We start from the raw sequence: 13,153 nt of genomic DNA, 5'->3' as shown, positions 1-13,153 counted from the left end.
TTTAGGTGTTAAAGTTTTGTGATACAAAAGTTTGATAGCGGGATTTTAATTCATCGAAATCGATTTCCAGTAGATAAAGATTTCTGAACAGGTTCGGGAGTTCATCGTCAATAAAACTGGTTTTCCGATATTGTTTTACCTGATCAATGGTATCATCAGCCAAAAAGAAACCAATCCCCCTTTTATTGTTAAGGATATTTTTACCCTGTAACAATTCGTATGTCCGCATTACCGTATTCGGGTTTACTTCCATTTCTATGGCCATCTCCCTTACCGATGGAATCTTTTCGTCGGCTTTCCATTTACCTAATAATATCTGCTCGCAAACGTATTCAGCTATCTGTAGGTAAATGGCCTTGTTATTATTAAATTCCATTTTAAGCCTCCTTTTCTTTTAAACGTATAAATGAGATAAACCAGAATACCAATGTTAATAATATGCCGATTAAACTCATGATGAAGAAAATATTGTGCTCGTCTTGCCAATAGTTATTTCCAACCCAAACGGTATTATTGGTTAGTTTTTGTATTACCCAAATTGTTGAAACAACCCAAAGCACTCCAAAAACCATTACAGAAATGGCTGTTTTAATGTAGTGGAAGTTTTGAAAAAATACAGAGCCTAAAAGGAATACACTATTAATTAATAGCGGCACATAATAAAATTGATAAAATTCTTTAACAGTTCCGGTTGAGAAAAAATAAGAAACATAATCTATTACCACCTTTTTTCCCTGATAATCGGTATAACTTCCTGTTAAGGTATGGGTTGCCCTAACAGAAGAAATAAACGCAAGATCGATCAGGTAAAAGCACAATAAGTAACTTGGTATTCCAATTATTAGGGTATAGAATATAGCACAGAAAAATTTTTCGATGTTAGATGCAGGTACCAAAATATTAATGATGGCTTTAGGTTTTTGTCCTAAGTGCATGAAATAACTGTTCGCTATAATGCTTACAAATAGAAAGCCAGTGATCAGAAATAAGGGATATCTAAAATTTAATGTGTTAGATGAAAGGTATTTTAAATTATTATCTGTTAAGCTTATGCTATAAAATAAGGCCAAAACGCCAATTAATACACCAAAACTGATTAAATAGATTTTTCCAAAATCAAGCCATTGTCTTTTAAGCAATAAGCCAAATCGATTAATATTAAATGTGTTGTTCATCGCTTAACTGAATAGAGGTTTAAATTTGATTTTTTCTGCAAGTATGGCATTGAAAAGGAGTTCCATATCCAATTTGCTTTCTTCCTGGTGGTAGTTTGGCATTACCGCATTATAGCCTGAAAGAGAAGGTTCTGCATAAATGATGCTATCGTCGATTTCTTTTACTTTTTTGAAGGTTAATTTCGAAGTGATTTCTTCTACAGTAGCTTTAAGTGCGATATCATTTTCATCAAGCATGATTACCGTATCAATCAGGTTATCCAGGTCACGCACCTGATGGGTAGAAATGATGATGCAGCGTTCATCTGTCATGGCAGAAGCCATAATTTTTCTGAACTGTGCTTTGGATGGAATATCCAAACCATTGGTAGGTTCATCCATAATTACCAGTTTTGCCTGGGTAGCCAAACCGAATGCAATAATTACTTTTTTCTTCTGCCCGTAACTCATATTAATGAGTTTCTGCTCAACCGGAATATCAAATTCTTTGATCAGATCGGTGAAATAATTATGGTCGAAATTTTTATAAAATGGCGCGTTTGCTTTAATGTAGGCGTCAATTTTTACAGATGGAAGGTAAAATTCTTCCGGAATAAAACAGATCTGCTCTAAAAGTGCAGGCTGTCGCTTGGCCGGATCGTAACCCATTACGTCTAAAGTTCCGCTCTGTGCATACACCAAACCGGCAAGATTTTTTAATAAGGTTGATTTGCCCGCACCGTTTTTTCCGAGCAAACCGTAAATATGGCCGTTGCTTAAACGCATGCTCATATTTTTAAACAATGGCTTGTACTTGTTATAGCCAAAGTTAAGATTGTTAATATTGATCATATCTACTGTATTAGTTAAATAATACACTAAAGTATAATGTATTTTCTTTACCTCCAAATTTTTAGTGAAAAAAGTTTTGCGGATGGCGGTTGGCGTTTTCATGCGATAAGTCCAACGCCAATCGCCTTGCGCTGGGCGCTAAGCGCCTGGCTTCGCCACGGAACAGTAAAATATCCGTTTAATAATCGTTGCATTAAAACTTCCTTAATGTGGAGATTGTATGTTTGTAGTATATCGATAAAATATGGATACAAAATGGGCATACCTACTTAGCCGTTTAGCAATAGGTTTAAGTTTTTTCGGACATGGCCTGGTGCGTTTACCGAAACTTGCAGGCTTTAGTCACTGGATGACCGGGCAATTTTCAAAATCTTTTTTGCCTGATGCACTGGTCATCCCTTTCAGTTACATTTTGCCCTTTGCCGAATTTATAGCAGGATTGATGATTATCTTAGGCCTATTTACCAGACAAGGGTTGCTGTTTGCCGGACTGATTTCTTTAGCATTGATTTTCGGAACCACAGCAATTGAGAATTGGGAGGCACTTCCTTCTCAGCTTATCCATGTGGCATTTTTATCGGTTCTACTTGCTTACCTGCCGCATAACAGTTATGCGGTTGATAAACTCATTAAAAAATAATTATGGAATACAGAAAAATTGGAAATTCAGATTTAGAACTGTCGGTAATCACTTTTGGCGCCTGGGCAGCGGGGGGCTGGATGTGGGGAAGCACCGACAGAAACGATGCGATAAACGCCATTAAAGCAGGCTACGATTTAGGGGTTACTTCAATTGATACCGCGCCGATTTACGGACAGGGCGATAGCGAGGAGATTGTTGGCGATGCCATAAAAGGAATTTCGCGAGATAAATTACAGCTGGTAACTAAATTTGGCATGCGCTGGGACCTGGCCAAAGGCGAATTCGGCTTTAAGAGTAAAAACAATGATAAAAAGGAAATCGATATTTATAAATATGCAGGTAAAGAAAGTGTAATTTACGAATGCGAGCAATCTTTAAAACGCCTGGGTACTGATTATATTGACCTTTATCAGATTCACTGGCCAGACGTAACTACGCCCATCAGCGAAACTTTTGAAGCAGTGAGCAGGTTAATTGAGCAGGGCAAAGTACGTTATGCCGGCGTATGCAATTATGATGTAGCGCAATTAAAAGAAGCTGACCAAACTTTAGAAATCGTTTCCAATCAGATCCCGTTCAGCATGGTAAACCGTGGGGTAGAAGAGGAGATTGTTCCTTTTTGCATCGAAAAAAATAAATCAGTTTTGGCTTATAGCCCGATGGAGCGTGGTTTATTAACCGGCAAATTGAACCCTGGCCATCAGTTTGAAGAAGGCGATCACCGCCAGGGAAATAAATTTTTCTCACCAGAAAGTATAGAAAAAACAAATGCATTTCTGGCAAAGATTAAGCCATTGGCTGACGAGAAAAATGCAACTTTGTCTCAATTGGTTTTACGCTGGACGATTGAACGCCCGGGCATTACCATAGCTTTGGTTGGTGCACGGAATGAAAAACAAGCTGTACAAAATGCAGAAGCCGTAAATGTAAAATTAAGTGCTGAAGAAATTCAGTTGATTAATACCGAATTGAAGAACGCAGGTTTTTAATCTAAATATCAACCACAGAGTACATGAGTTTTTCACAGAGAAAATCAGCGTACTCTGTGCATTCTTTATGACCTCTGTAGTTAAAAATATTAAAAAATATGTCGAAATTATTTTCTCCTTTCACCATAAAGGATGTAACCCTAAAAAATAGAATTGTTATTTCTCCGATGTGCCAGTATTCTGCTGTTGATGGTTTTGCCAACGATTGGCATTTGGTGCATTTAGGAAGCCGTGCGATTGGCGGTGCCGGTTTAATTATCCAGGAAGCTTCTGCGGTTACCGCTGATGGAAGGATTACCTATGCTGATTTGGGTATCTGGAAAGATGAACATGTAGAAAAACTGAAACAGATTGTTTCCTTCATTCATGAAAATGGTGCAATTGCCGGGATTCAGCTGGCACATGCAGGACGAAAAGCCAGCTGTGAAGTGCCGTGGAATAGTGGTGAACAGATTGCCGATGGCGAAAACAGCTGGAAACCCGTTGGGCCATCGCCAATCCCTTTTAAACAAGGGCAGGTTGAGCCACATGAATTAACGATTTCAGAAATTCAGGATATTGTTTTTGCTTTCAGGGCTGCTGCAAAACGCGCTTTAGATGCAGGTTATAAAGTGGTCGAAATCCACGCCGCACATGGTTATTTATTACACGAATTTTTTAGTCCGCTGAGTAATAAACGCAATGATGTTTATGGGGGGAGTTTCGAAAACAGGATCCGTTTGGTGATTGATGTGGTTGAAGCGGTACAATCGGTTTGGCCTGAAAACCTGCCTTTGTTTGTCCGTATTTCGGCGACAGACTGGACGGAAGATGGCTGGAACGAAAATGATTCGTTACAACTGGCTGCGGTGTTAAAAGACCGTGGGGTAGATTTAATCGATACCTCATCGGGTGGTAATGTGCCTGATGCCTTTATTCCGGCAGGACCAAATTACCAGGTTCCTTTTGCAGATAAAATCAGGAATGAAATTGGTATTTATACCGGTGCTGTAGGTGTAATTGTTGAGGCGCATCAGGCAGAAGAAATTTTGGAGCAGGAAAAAGCCGATTTAATTTTTATTGCCCGCGAATCGTTGCGTGATGCTTATTTCCCTACGCATGCTGCACAGGTATTGGGTGATGATACAGAATGGCCTAATCAATATGTGAGAGCCAAAAGGGAGACGAGTAAGAAGTAGTTAAGGGCAACAAATATCCTCACCAACCGTCATTTCGAGCGGAGTGCAACGCAGCCGAGAAATCTGTCTCGAGATAGATCTCTCCATTTCGCTGCGCTTCAGTCGAGATGACGCTACTCTTTTTTCTCTTTCACCTGTAAAAAACAAAAAGCGGAGCTGATCAGTAAGATCGCTCCGCTTTTTGCTTTCAAATATTAATCGTCTTACTTAACCAGAGTAAAAGGAACATACAATCCGAAAGTGATGTTTCTACCGGTATTGTAAACCCCTAAATTAGGATTTTCCTGATCAAAACGACCTGGTTTAAACCTGCTCAAAGCATCGTAATATTTCTGATTTAACAGGTTATTGGCCGAAACTGATAATTTAACAGGTTGTTTGCCTAAATTAAATGTAGCACCAATGCCTGCGTTTAATAAGGTATAACCGCTGGTTGGTGTTTCGAAAACATCATCCACACGGTTTTGTTTAAATGCTGAATTAATCCCCACAGAAAGATAAGCATCATTTGTACCTTTAAGCTTGGGTTCGAAACGCAGCTCATTTCTCAAAGTTCCGGCAGGAATAAACGAAAGTGGCCTGTTTAACGTATTGTTCTGTGCATGAACGTATCCAAAAGTATTTTCGAAGTGGATAAACGGAACCGGATGGATAGTTAAACTTGCCTCAGCCCCATAAAGGTTTGCATTTACCTGTCCATAACGGTAAACATCGAAAAGTGTACCATCAACAGTTCTTTGCTCGCCATTGTTGGAAGCATAGATGTAATTGTGGATGTAATTGTTATAAATGCTTGCACTTGCACTTACAATTTTCCCTTCATATTCCAGAGCAGCATCTACCTGGTAACTGCGCTCCGGACTTAGGGCAGAATTCCCGATTTCATATCTGAAAGTACCTTCATGTACACCGTTTGATCCTAGTTCTGCCGGATTTGGTGCACGGAAAGCAGAACCCGCATTGGCTTTAAAATTTAGTTCATCATTAAACTGATGTGTAAAACCTAAGGCACCACTTACGTTAGAAAACTTGTTTTTAAAAGGAGCAAAAAGTTCTTCGCCGTCATCAAACAATTGTTTTCCGTTGTTTTTTCTGAAATCGTAGCGTGCACCAATGCTAAAAGTATTGTTCTCCCAATTTTTCTTCGCATAAGCAAAAACGCCTAAACCAAAGGTATCGTAAGCAGGAATTAAAAATTCTGTTCCTTTATTTTGGCTATGTGCATCATCTACACTTAAACCAAAAACCGGCTGCCATCCGTTGGTTTCGTGGATATAATATTTTAAGTCGGCATTATAAGTTTTAAGATCGAAGAATAAAGCCGGGTCTGGTCCATCCAATTCGCGGCGCTGGTTCTGCTGATAACCAAAATCTGCCTTTAAATTGCCATTGCCCAAAATAAAATTGTTGTTTAACGCAATTTTAAAGTGCCTGATATCCTGACGCGGATATTCTAACGTACGGTTTTTATAATCATCATTGGTAAATGCGCTACCATCTTCTTTTACAAAATTTCCGTTATCATCTAAAGTTGGCTCATAAAAACCAATGTTATTGCGGAAACTTGAAACGTTTAAGTGTGTGTAACCCCAGCTTTTATTTAAGCCTACCATGCCGCTTAAATCGGTTTCGTTAAAACCTGAATTAGGGAAATATCCGGTAGGTGTTTTAAAAGAATAAGCATTTTTATAAGTTCCGCGGGCCCTCCAAACGAAGCCGTTTTCGTTACCGTTTAACATCAAAGAGTTTGCGGTAAGGCCATTGTTGGTAGAGTAATTGGTAATAAATTCGCCTTTTACCTGGCCTTCTGGTGCCGAACTAGGTTCTAATAAGTTAATTACACCACCTAACGCGTCAGAACCATACATTAATGAAGCTGCGCCACGTAAAACCTCAATACGGTCTGATTTAAACTGGTCGATTTCGATTCCGTGTTCATCGCCCCATTGCTGGCCTTGCTGTTTAATTCCATCATCTAAGGTTACAATCCTGTTGTAGCCTAAACCTCTGATAACGGGTTTGGAAATAGATGGTCCGGTGGTAATCTGCGAAACACCTGGGATTTTGGTTAATGCATCAATTAAGTTGGTTGAGGGTTGCAAAAGCTGGTCTTTGCCTACCACTGCCGATGAGGCGCTGTTTCTTTTGCTGGTGCTGCTGATCAAACTTCCGGTAATTACAATTTCCTTTGTTTCGATTGCTGTGGGCTGTAAAGTGAACTCTAAACCAGCTTCACTGGCAAAATTAACTACCTGTGTAGCAGTTTTATAGCCTACGTAATGTACCTCTACCAGGTAGCTTCCTTTTGAAGGAAGGTTGTTCAATGTAAATTCACCATCGTTATTGGTTACGGCCGAAACTTTTAAATCCGGAATAAAAATGGTGGCGCCTGGCAATGTTTGTTTAGTGCTGGCATCAATAACCTTACCTTTTATGTTTTTTAAAGCCGCAGCGAAAACAGTGCTGCTTAATATTGTATATAGAATTACCAGGCCGATAAGCTGTAATTTTTTCATGTGTTGGATATAAATAAAAATGATTCAAAAAACCAATAAATAGCCTGTTTTGAAGCTGTTTTAGGTTTCATGTAATAAATGGATTTAGCGCTTTGCGCTCGAAATGAAAAAATTAAGCCAAAGGGGGACCGCGTAAGCAGGTGCGCTTTATTTCGGTAAAGGCATTCTTTAACGTAGGTTCGGTACGGTTAAAAATTTTTGCGGATAAAAAGATCCTGTAAATGTGGTGCGTTTGCACATAGTTTTTTTCAAAACTTGCATTACAGATTAAACAGGTTTCGCCGTGTGCCTGTACATGGCTTACATGTTTACAATGTGCTTCTTTAGGCACAACAGGAACGGCATTGTGGTGGTGAAGAACACTCCACGGAGTTAAAGCAATAGCAAACACCATCAGCATAAATGCCGATAAATATTTCTGAATGTTTTGTCTATGCTTTTTCAACAGGTCAAAAGTAGTAATTCCTGAGCAATTATATATATTTGAAAAGTAACATTGCTTTTATAGTGTTATAACCTGCGATTTTATCGATGGTTTAATCCCTTTGAACTGACAGCTAATGAAATTTATAAGGAAAAATATATTTAATGCTTTATTTTTCATGCTCCTGTTGGTCATTGTTTTTGTGCCTGATGCAAAAGCATTTTTTATTAAAGGATTAATGGAAATCGGTTTTTATAAGCCAGATATTGAAGCACCAAAAGAAAATGTCGCAGACCTTAACGGTATCCGGTTTAAAAACGCCAAAGGTAATCTGGTTGATCTGGGCGATTTAAAAGGTAAAGTTATTTTTCTGAACTTTTGGGCAACCTGGTGCCCGCCATGCAGGGCCGAAATGCCTTCTATCAATAAGTTATATTCCCAGTTCAAAGACGATAAAGATATTGTATTCATTTTTGCCGACGCCGATGGTGATTTTCCAAAATCGACCAAATTTATGGCCGACCGCAAGTATGGAATGCCGGTTTATAAAGTAGAAAGCGATATTCCCGAAAAAGTATTCTCCGGTGCGTTGCCTACCACGGTTATTTTCGATAAACAGGGCAGGCTGTCTTTCAGGCACGAAGGTGTAGCCAATTATGCCGATCAAAAGATTATTGATTTTCTTAATAAACTGAAAAGTAGCCGTTAATTTATATCAGCCATAAACCTTTCCAAATCAATTTTTGATGATGAAATGATATTTCTGCTTGCAATATATGTAGTTAACTACATATATTTGTTGCATAATATTTAGCGATGCAAAAGGACTTTAAAATTGAAAGGTTAAATAATCAATTCTGCGAATCGGTTATCGGGTTAATTCTGCCCATCCAGCAAATAGAATTTAATGTAGATATCGATCTGGCTGCACAACCCGATCTGTTGGATATCGAAAAACACTACGATGGTTCGGGAGGTGCATTCTGGGGTGCTAAACTAAATGGCGAACTTATTGGTACCATTGCCTTGATTGCGCAACCCGGGCACCATGCCGGAGCAATCAGAAAGATGTTTGTTAAAAAGGAATTTCGTGGGAAAGCGTTAGGCGTGGCGCAGGCTTTATTAAAAACCCTTTTAGCTTATTGCGAAGATAACAAACTGAATGGAGTATATTTGGGTACCAAGGATATATTGGAAGCTGCCTGCCGCTTTTACGAGCGTAATGGGTTTAAACAAGTTGCAATGGAAAATTTGCCGGTTTATTTTCCCCGCATGGCAGTTGATAATGTTTTTTATAGCCTGGATTTAAAATCTGTTTAATGGAACAAAATGTAATTGATGCTTCTGGTTTACTGGCCATTTCTACACGTTTACAAAGGCTCAGCGACCAGATCCGTAAAGATGGTTTGTTGATTTATAAAGCATTCGGGATCGATTTTGAGCCCAAATGGTTCCCGGTGCTTTACACGCTATATAAAAAATCGACCATGAGCGTGGTTTCCCTTTCAGAAGAAATCGGTTATGCTCATCCTTCCACCATCAGTTTGTTAAAAGAACTGGAGAAGGAGAAACTGATCCGTTCTAAAAAGGATAAGGTAGATACCCGTAAGCGTCTTGTAGAACTTACCGAAAAAGGTAAAATGCTTTTATCAACCATGGAACCTGTGTGGGAAGTGATCATTAAAGCTACTGCAGAAATTACAAACACCGAAAATAACCTGATGAAGGCCATAAATGAAGTAGAAGCAACTTTACAGGAGAAAAGCTTTTTACAAAGGGCTGAGGTTTACATAAATAAATGACAGAATGATTGAGTGAGCCATTGATTGAATGAATGAATTTTGAATGATTGAATCGATGGGGGAATGAATGAATTTTGAATGAGGTTAACCAATCATTTTGCTATTTTTGCTGCCATGATTTCATTTTTCGAGGCTTCGCTTAAGCAACTTTCCATTCACCATACGGGTAATAAACTGGTTGAAGAGTATTATAAATTATCTGATGCCCCTTTAAAAATTGAGGATGAACTGCTGGGAAACCTGTTAATGCAGTATTTCTTAAAGCCTTTTGAAAAAGTAAATGAAGTGTACCGTTTTTTTCATCCCAATGATAATTTACAGCTAAACGAAGTATTCCATTTTGCGCATGAGATTTTTGAGAACAATGCGCTTTTTCACGAAGACTCGCAGCAACTGGCCAAATATTTATATGATGTGGCCAACCATCCTAAAATTAAATCAGGCGAATTATATGTGGCTTATTTCGAAAAAGTGCAGATTGAAGGCGAGCAGCTGGATGTACTGGGCATTTTCAAATCGGAAACGAAAGATACTTACTTAAAGGTTTATCCTGAGCTGGATGGTTTTAACATGAGCTACGAGCAGGAAGCCATCAGTATTAATAAACTGGATAAAGGCTGTTTGATTTTTAATGTTGATAAAGAAGAAGGTTACAAGGTAGTGGTGCTTGATCAATCGAAAAGCAGTAACGATTCTGCCGTTTACTGGAAGGATGAGTTTCTAAAGCTGAAAATCAGAAATGATAGTTATAACCAAACCAATAATGTTTTGGGGGTTTATAAAAACTTCGTCACGCAGAAACTCGATGATGATTACGAAATCAGCAAAGCGGATAAAATTGATCTCCTGAACCGGTCGATGAAATATTTTAAAGAGAAAGAAACTTTTGATATTGAAGAATTCGGAAATGAAGTAATTGGTAATGCCGAAGGGATCGAATCATTTAAAAACTATAAGAAAAATTACGAAGAAGAGTTTGAAAGTCCGATTGCGGATCATTTTGAGATTGCCGAATCTGCGGTTAAAAAACAGGCACGTGCTTACAAAAGTGTGCTAAAACTAGATAAAAACTTCCACATTTATATTCACGGCAATAAAGATATGATTGAGAAAGGTTACGACGATGATAAATCGATGAACTTTTATAAGGTGTATTTTAGGGAAGAAGAGTAGGATTAGTCATAAGTCGGTAGTCTTAAGTCGTGAGTCTTCTTGTGATCGTTGATTTGGACTCTAGACTAAGGACTCAAGACTGTAGACTAAATCCGCTCATCCCTCGGTCTGTGTCCTCACAGACCGAAACAAATCTTCAATTTAACAGATTTCAATTTTATTTCCAATCCCTTGGCCTGTGTCCCCACAGAGACCGAAACGAATTAATTTTTAAAAGATTAAATAGTTGTTCCCATTCCTCGGCCTGTGTCCTCAAAGGCTAACAAAAGCATATATTCAGGGATTTTTAATAGTTGGTATTGGTTTGTGGGGGGATAAAAACCTAGAGCGTGATAGTGTTTTTCGGCAGAGATGTTACCTTATCAAAGACCGGAATTGAAGTTTATTTTCTATTTTTAATAATGGAAAAAGACATCTTCAAACAAGACCGCAATTCAAAAATGCTTTTAGATGAAGTATATTTTTGGACAGATACGGTTAAAGATTGGAAAAAGATATTTTCTATTGATAAGTATAAAATAATAGTAATCGATACATTAAGGGAATTAGTCAACAGAAAAAAGATTACCGTTTATGCTTTTGTAATTATGCCGAATCATTTACATTTAGTATGGCAAATGATAGAGCTGAATGGAAAAGAAATGCCTCATGCAAGCTTTAATAAATTTACATCCCATCAGATTTTTCAGGACTTAAAGCTTCAGCACCCTGAAATATTGCCATATTTTAAAGTATCGGATAGGGAAAGGAATTTTCGTCTGTGGCAACGTGATCCCTTAGCTATCCTTATGGATACAACGAATAAATTAGAACAGAAAATTGATTATATACATAATAATCCATTGCAAGAGCGATGGCAGTTGTGCGAAAATCCAGAAGATTACGAATGGTCATCTGCCAGATTTTATGAAACAGGAATAGATAATTTTGAATTTTTAACTGATTATAGGGGTATTATATGATGTTTCGGTCTGTGAGGACACAGACCGAGGATCAAGAGTAGATTCAACTTGATCAAAACTCACCACTCTCAACTCCAAACTAAATCCGCTGCTGTGCCTTTAATGCCAGATACTGATTGATCACATTAACGGTAAGCTTTTGTGGTGGCGTAAGGATGGCCAGGATGCCGTGTTTGTTCAACTCCTTAACCATGAGTTTTTTCTCATAGATAAACTTTTCAGCAATGGTTTTATAGTAAATGCCTTCTACATCTTTAGCCGGATCGGTGCTTAAGCTTTTTAGTTCTGTATTTTCGAAAAATACCACAACCAATAAATGGTATTTGGCAATTCTTTTAAGGTAAGGTAGCTGACGTTGAAGTGCTGATAAACTTTCGAAATTGGTAAAGAAAACCAAAAGCCCCCGTTGTTTCACTACCGAACGAACAGTAGAATATAGCGCCTCTAAATTACTTTCAAGATACCGGGTTTTTTCTTTATACAGTACATTCATAATACTACCCAATTGCGAAGCTTTGCGATCTGCAGGTACAATAGCCCCTATAGTTTCAGATAGCGTAATTAACCCTGCTTTATCTTCTTTCAGCATGGCTACTTTAGAAAGTGCTACGCTAGCATTGATGGCATAATCGAGCAGACTTAAACCTTCAAAAGGCATGCGCATTACCCGTGATTTATCAATAATGCAATAAATATTCTGCGATTTTTCGTCCGTATAGGTATTTACCATTAAACCACCTTTTCGGGCTGTGGCTTTCCAGTTAATGGTACGGATATCGTCGCCACCCACATAATTTTTAATCTGGTCGAATTCACTGCTTTGTCCAACTTTTCTGATTTTTTTAATTCCGAATTCAGTTAAATAGCGTGAAACGGCCATCAGTTCGTACTGACCAAGATTAATAAATGAGGGGTAAACAGGCAGCACTTTGGCACCATCAAAATTATAGCGCCGGCTGATTAAACCCAATGGCGAACTGATATAAGTGCGGATAAATCCGAAGTCATATTCACCACGTTTGGTTGGGCGTAAGTTATAATGAATTGATTTTATCTCAGCCGGTTTTAAATGAAGCCTGAAATCTTTATCGCGGATTTGAAACTGGAAAGGCACTTCATCAATTACCCTTGCATTTATACCGAAACCATAACGGTTTTTAATTTCAATCTGGATCGGGTTTTCATCTCCGTTGCTCAATCGTTTCGAAGTAAATCTGTTAACTTCAATCCCATTGGTATTCCTATACAGGATAAAAAGATCGATAAAAAACAAAACGAATACGGCGCCAGTAGCAATTTCGGGGATATCGCCCAGCCAGGCAAAAAAGAATTTCAACAAGAAAAGCACAATACAAAGCCCTAAAGCCGTAAATAAACGGTCGGTTAAGAACAGATTGGTATAATATTGCTGAAAGAATTTTTTCAATGTTGTTTAATCGGTTAATTGTTTACCCTTCGAC

At 38.3% G+C, this 13,153-nt stretch carries 14 protein-coding genes; 8 read left to right on the top strand and 6 right to left on the bottom strand.

Features of this window, described 5'->3' with window-relative positions; all coding sequences use genetic code 11:
• Position 1: 1 nt before the first annotated feature.
• From ACTJKC_RS07070 to ACTJKC_RS07060, 3 genes are read right to left on the bottom strand one after another with little or no spacing between them, the layout of a single operon-like run.
• Entirely contained in the window at positions 2-376 is a 375-nt protein-coding gene (locus ACTJKC_RS07070) for a GntR family transcriptional regulator (RefSeq protein ID WP_440790859.1), read from the bottom strand.
• Between the two features lies 1 nt (position 377).
• Positions 378-1,175 carry a hypothetical protein gene (locus tag ACTJKC_RS07065; RefSeq protein WP_440790858.1) on the bottom strand — a complete coding sequence of 266 codons (798 nt, stop codon included), beginning with the start codon at positions 1,173-1,175 and terminating at the stop codon, positions 378-380.
• A 3-nt stretch (positions 1,176-1,178) separates the two neighbouring features.
• Positions 1,179-2,108: an ABC transporter ATP-binding protein gene (locus ACTJKC_RS07060; RefSeq protein WP_440790857.1), complete on the bottom strand. Its 930-nt coding sequence runs from the start codon at positions 2,106-2,108 to the stop codon at positions 1,179-1,181.
• A gap of 142 nt (positions 2,109-2,250) precedes the next feature.
• On the opposite strand from ACTJKC_RS07060, the gene ACTJKC_RS07055 reads away from it, so the two are divergent.
• The 3 genes from ACTJKC_RS07055 to namA all read left to right on the top strand — a co-directional run bounded on the left by ACTJKC_RS07055 (position 2,251) and on the right by namA (position 4,816).
• Positions 2,251-2,646 (top strand): DoxX family protein, encoded by a 396-nt coding sequence (locus ACTJKC_RS07055; RefSeq protein ID WP_440790856.1) that lies wholly within the window; start codon positions 2,251-2,253, stop codon positions 2,644-2,646.
• A gap of 2 nt (positions 2,647-2,648) precedes the next feature.
• Positions 2,649-3,638, top strand: coding sequence for an aldo/keto reductase (locus ACTJKC_RS07050; protein ID WP_440790855.1), 990 nt, complete (start codon positions 2,649-2,651; stop codon positions 3,636-3,638).
• 98 nt (positions 3,639-3,736) lie between these two features.
• Positions 3,737-4,816, top strand: coding sequence for an NADPH dehydrogenase NamA (namA, locus tag ACTJKC_RS07045; protein WP_440790854.1), 1,080 nt, complete (start codon positions 3,737-3,739; stop codon positions 4,814-4,816).
• A gap of 203 nt (positions 4,817-5,019) precedes the next feature.
• Here the strand turns inward: namA and ACTJKC_RS07040 are convergent, their stop codons facing one another.
• Entirely contained in the window at positions 5,020-7,332 is a 2,313-nt protein-coding gene (locus ACTJKC_RS07040) for a TonB-dependent receptor (RefSeq protein WP_440790853.1), read from the bottom strand.
• A 112-nt stretch (positions 7,333-7,444) separates the two neighbouring features.
• Entirely contained in the window at positions 7,445-7,777 is a 333-nt protein-coding gene (locus ACTJKC_RS07035; RefSeq protein ID WP_344852331.1) for a hypothetical protein, read from the bottom strand.
• A 115-nt stretch (positions 7,778-7,892) separates the two neighbouring features.
• Between ACTJKC_RS07035 and ACTJKC_RS07030 the strand changes: the two genes are divergently transcribed.
• From ACTJKC_RS07030 to ACTJKC_RS07010, 5 genes are all read left to right on the top strand, one after another.
• Positions 7,893-8,465 carry a TlpA family protein disulfide reductase gene (locus tag ACTJKC_RS07030; RefSeq protein ID WP_440790852.1) on the top strand — a complete coding sequence of 191 codons (573 nt, stop codon included), beginning with the start codon at positions 7,893-7,895 and terminating at the stop codon, positions 8,463-8,465.
• 107 nt (positions 8,466-8,572) lie between these two features.
• Positions 8,573-9,076, top strand: a complete 504-nt coding sequence (locus ACTJKC_RS07025) for a GNAT family N-acetyltransferase (RefSeq protein WP_440790851.1) — start codon at positions 8,573-8,575, stop codon at positions 9,074-9,076.
• Complete coding sequence (locus ACTJKC_RS07020) at positions 9,076-9,558, top strand: MarR family transcriptional regulator (protein ID WP_440790850.1); 483 nt, start codon at positions 9,076-9,078, stop codon at positions 9,556-9,558. The genes ACTJKC_RS07025 and ACTJKC_RS07020 overlap by 1 nt, the downstream gene beginning before the upstream one ends.
• A 114-nt stretch (positions 9,559-9,672) precedes the next feature.
• Positions 9,673-10,731 (top strand): nucleoid-associated protein, encoded by a 1,059-nt coding sequence (locus ACTJKC_RS07015; RefSeq protein ID WP_344852327.1) that lies wholly within the window; start codon positions 9,673-9,675, stop codon positions 10,729-10,731.
• Positions 10,732-11,132: 401 nt separating this feature from the next.
• Positions 11,133-11,693 carry a transposase gene (locus ACTJKC_RS07010; RefSeq protein WP_440790849.1) on the top strand — a complete coding sequence of 187 codons (561 nt, stop codon included), beginning with the start codon at positions 11,133-11,135 and terminating at the stop codon, positions 11,691-11,693.
• A 79-nt stretch (positions 11,694-11,772) separates the two neighbouring features.
• Here the strand turns inward: ACTJKC_RS07010 and ACTJKC_RS07005 are convergent, their stop codons facing one another.
• Entirely contained in the window at positions 11,773-13,119 is a 1,347-nt protein-coding gene (locus tag ACTJKC_RS07005; RefSeq protein WP_440790848.1) for a DUF58 domain-containing protein, read from the bottom strand.
• Positions 13,120-13,153 lie beyond the last annotated feature (34 nt).

The organism is Pedobacter sp. 22226, from assembly GCF_052045455.1.
Lineage (GTDB): Bacteria > Bacteroidota > Bacteroidia > Sphingobacteriales > Sphingobacteriaceae > Pedobacter > Pedobacter jeongneungensis.
This window is presented reverse-complemented; position numbering and strand designations above follow the sequence as displayed.

Bases quoted from the DNA above. Each gene is read 5' to 3' on its own strand.
- ACTJKC_RS07070 (WP_440790859.1), bottom strand. From the start codon at position 376: ATGGAATTTAATAATAACAAGGCCATTTACCTACAGATAGCTGAATAC.
- ACTJKC_RS07065 (WP_440790858.1), bottom strand. From the start codon at position 1,175: ATGAACAACACATTTAATATTAATCGATTTGGCTTATTGCTTAAAAGA.
- ACTJKC_RS07060 (WP_440790857.1), bottom strand. From the start codon at position 2,108: ATGAAAACGCCAACCGCCATCCGCAAAACTTTTTTCACTAAAAATTTG.
- ACTJKC_RS07055 (WP_440790856.1), top strand. From the start codon at position 2,251: ATGGATACAAAATGGGCATACCTACTTAGCCGTTTAGCAATAGGTTTA.
- ACTJKC_RS07050 (WP_440790855.1), top strand. From the start codon at position 2,649: ATGGAATACAGAAAAATTGGAAATTCAGATTTAGAACTGTCGGTAATC.
- namA (WP_440790854.1), top strand. From the start codon at position 3,737: ATGTCGAAATTATTTTCTCCTTTCACCATAAAGGATGTAACCCTAAAA.
- ACTJKC_RS07040 (WP_440790853.1), bottom strand. From the start codon at position 7,332: ATGAAAAAATTACAGCTTATCGGCCTGGTAATTCTATATACAATATTA.
- ACTJKC_RS07030 (WP_440790852.1), top strand. From the start codon at position 7,893: ATGAAATTTATAAGGAAAAATATATTTAATGCTTTATTTTTCATGCTC.
- ACTJKC_RS07025 (WP_440790851.1), top strand. From the start codon at position 8,573: ATGCAAAAGGACTTTAAAATTGAAAGGTTAAATAATCAATTCTGCGAA.
- ACTJKC_RS07020 (WP_440790850.1), top strand. From the start codon at position 9,076: ATGGAACAAAATGTAATTGATGCTTCTGGTTTACTGGCCATTTCTACA.
- ACTJKC_RS07015 (WP_344852327.1), top strand. From the start codon at position 9,673: ATGATTTCATTTTTCGAGGCTTCGCTTAAGCAACTTTCCATTCACCAT.
- ACTJKC_RS07010 (WP_440790849.1), top strand. From the start codon at position 11,133: ATGGAAAAAGACATCTTCAAACAAGACCGCAATTCAAAAATGCTTTTA.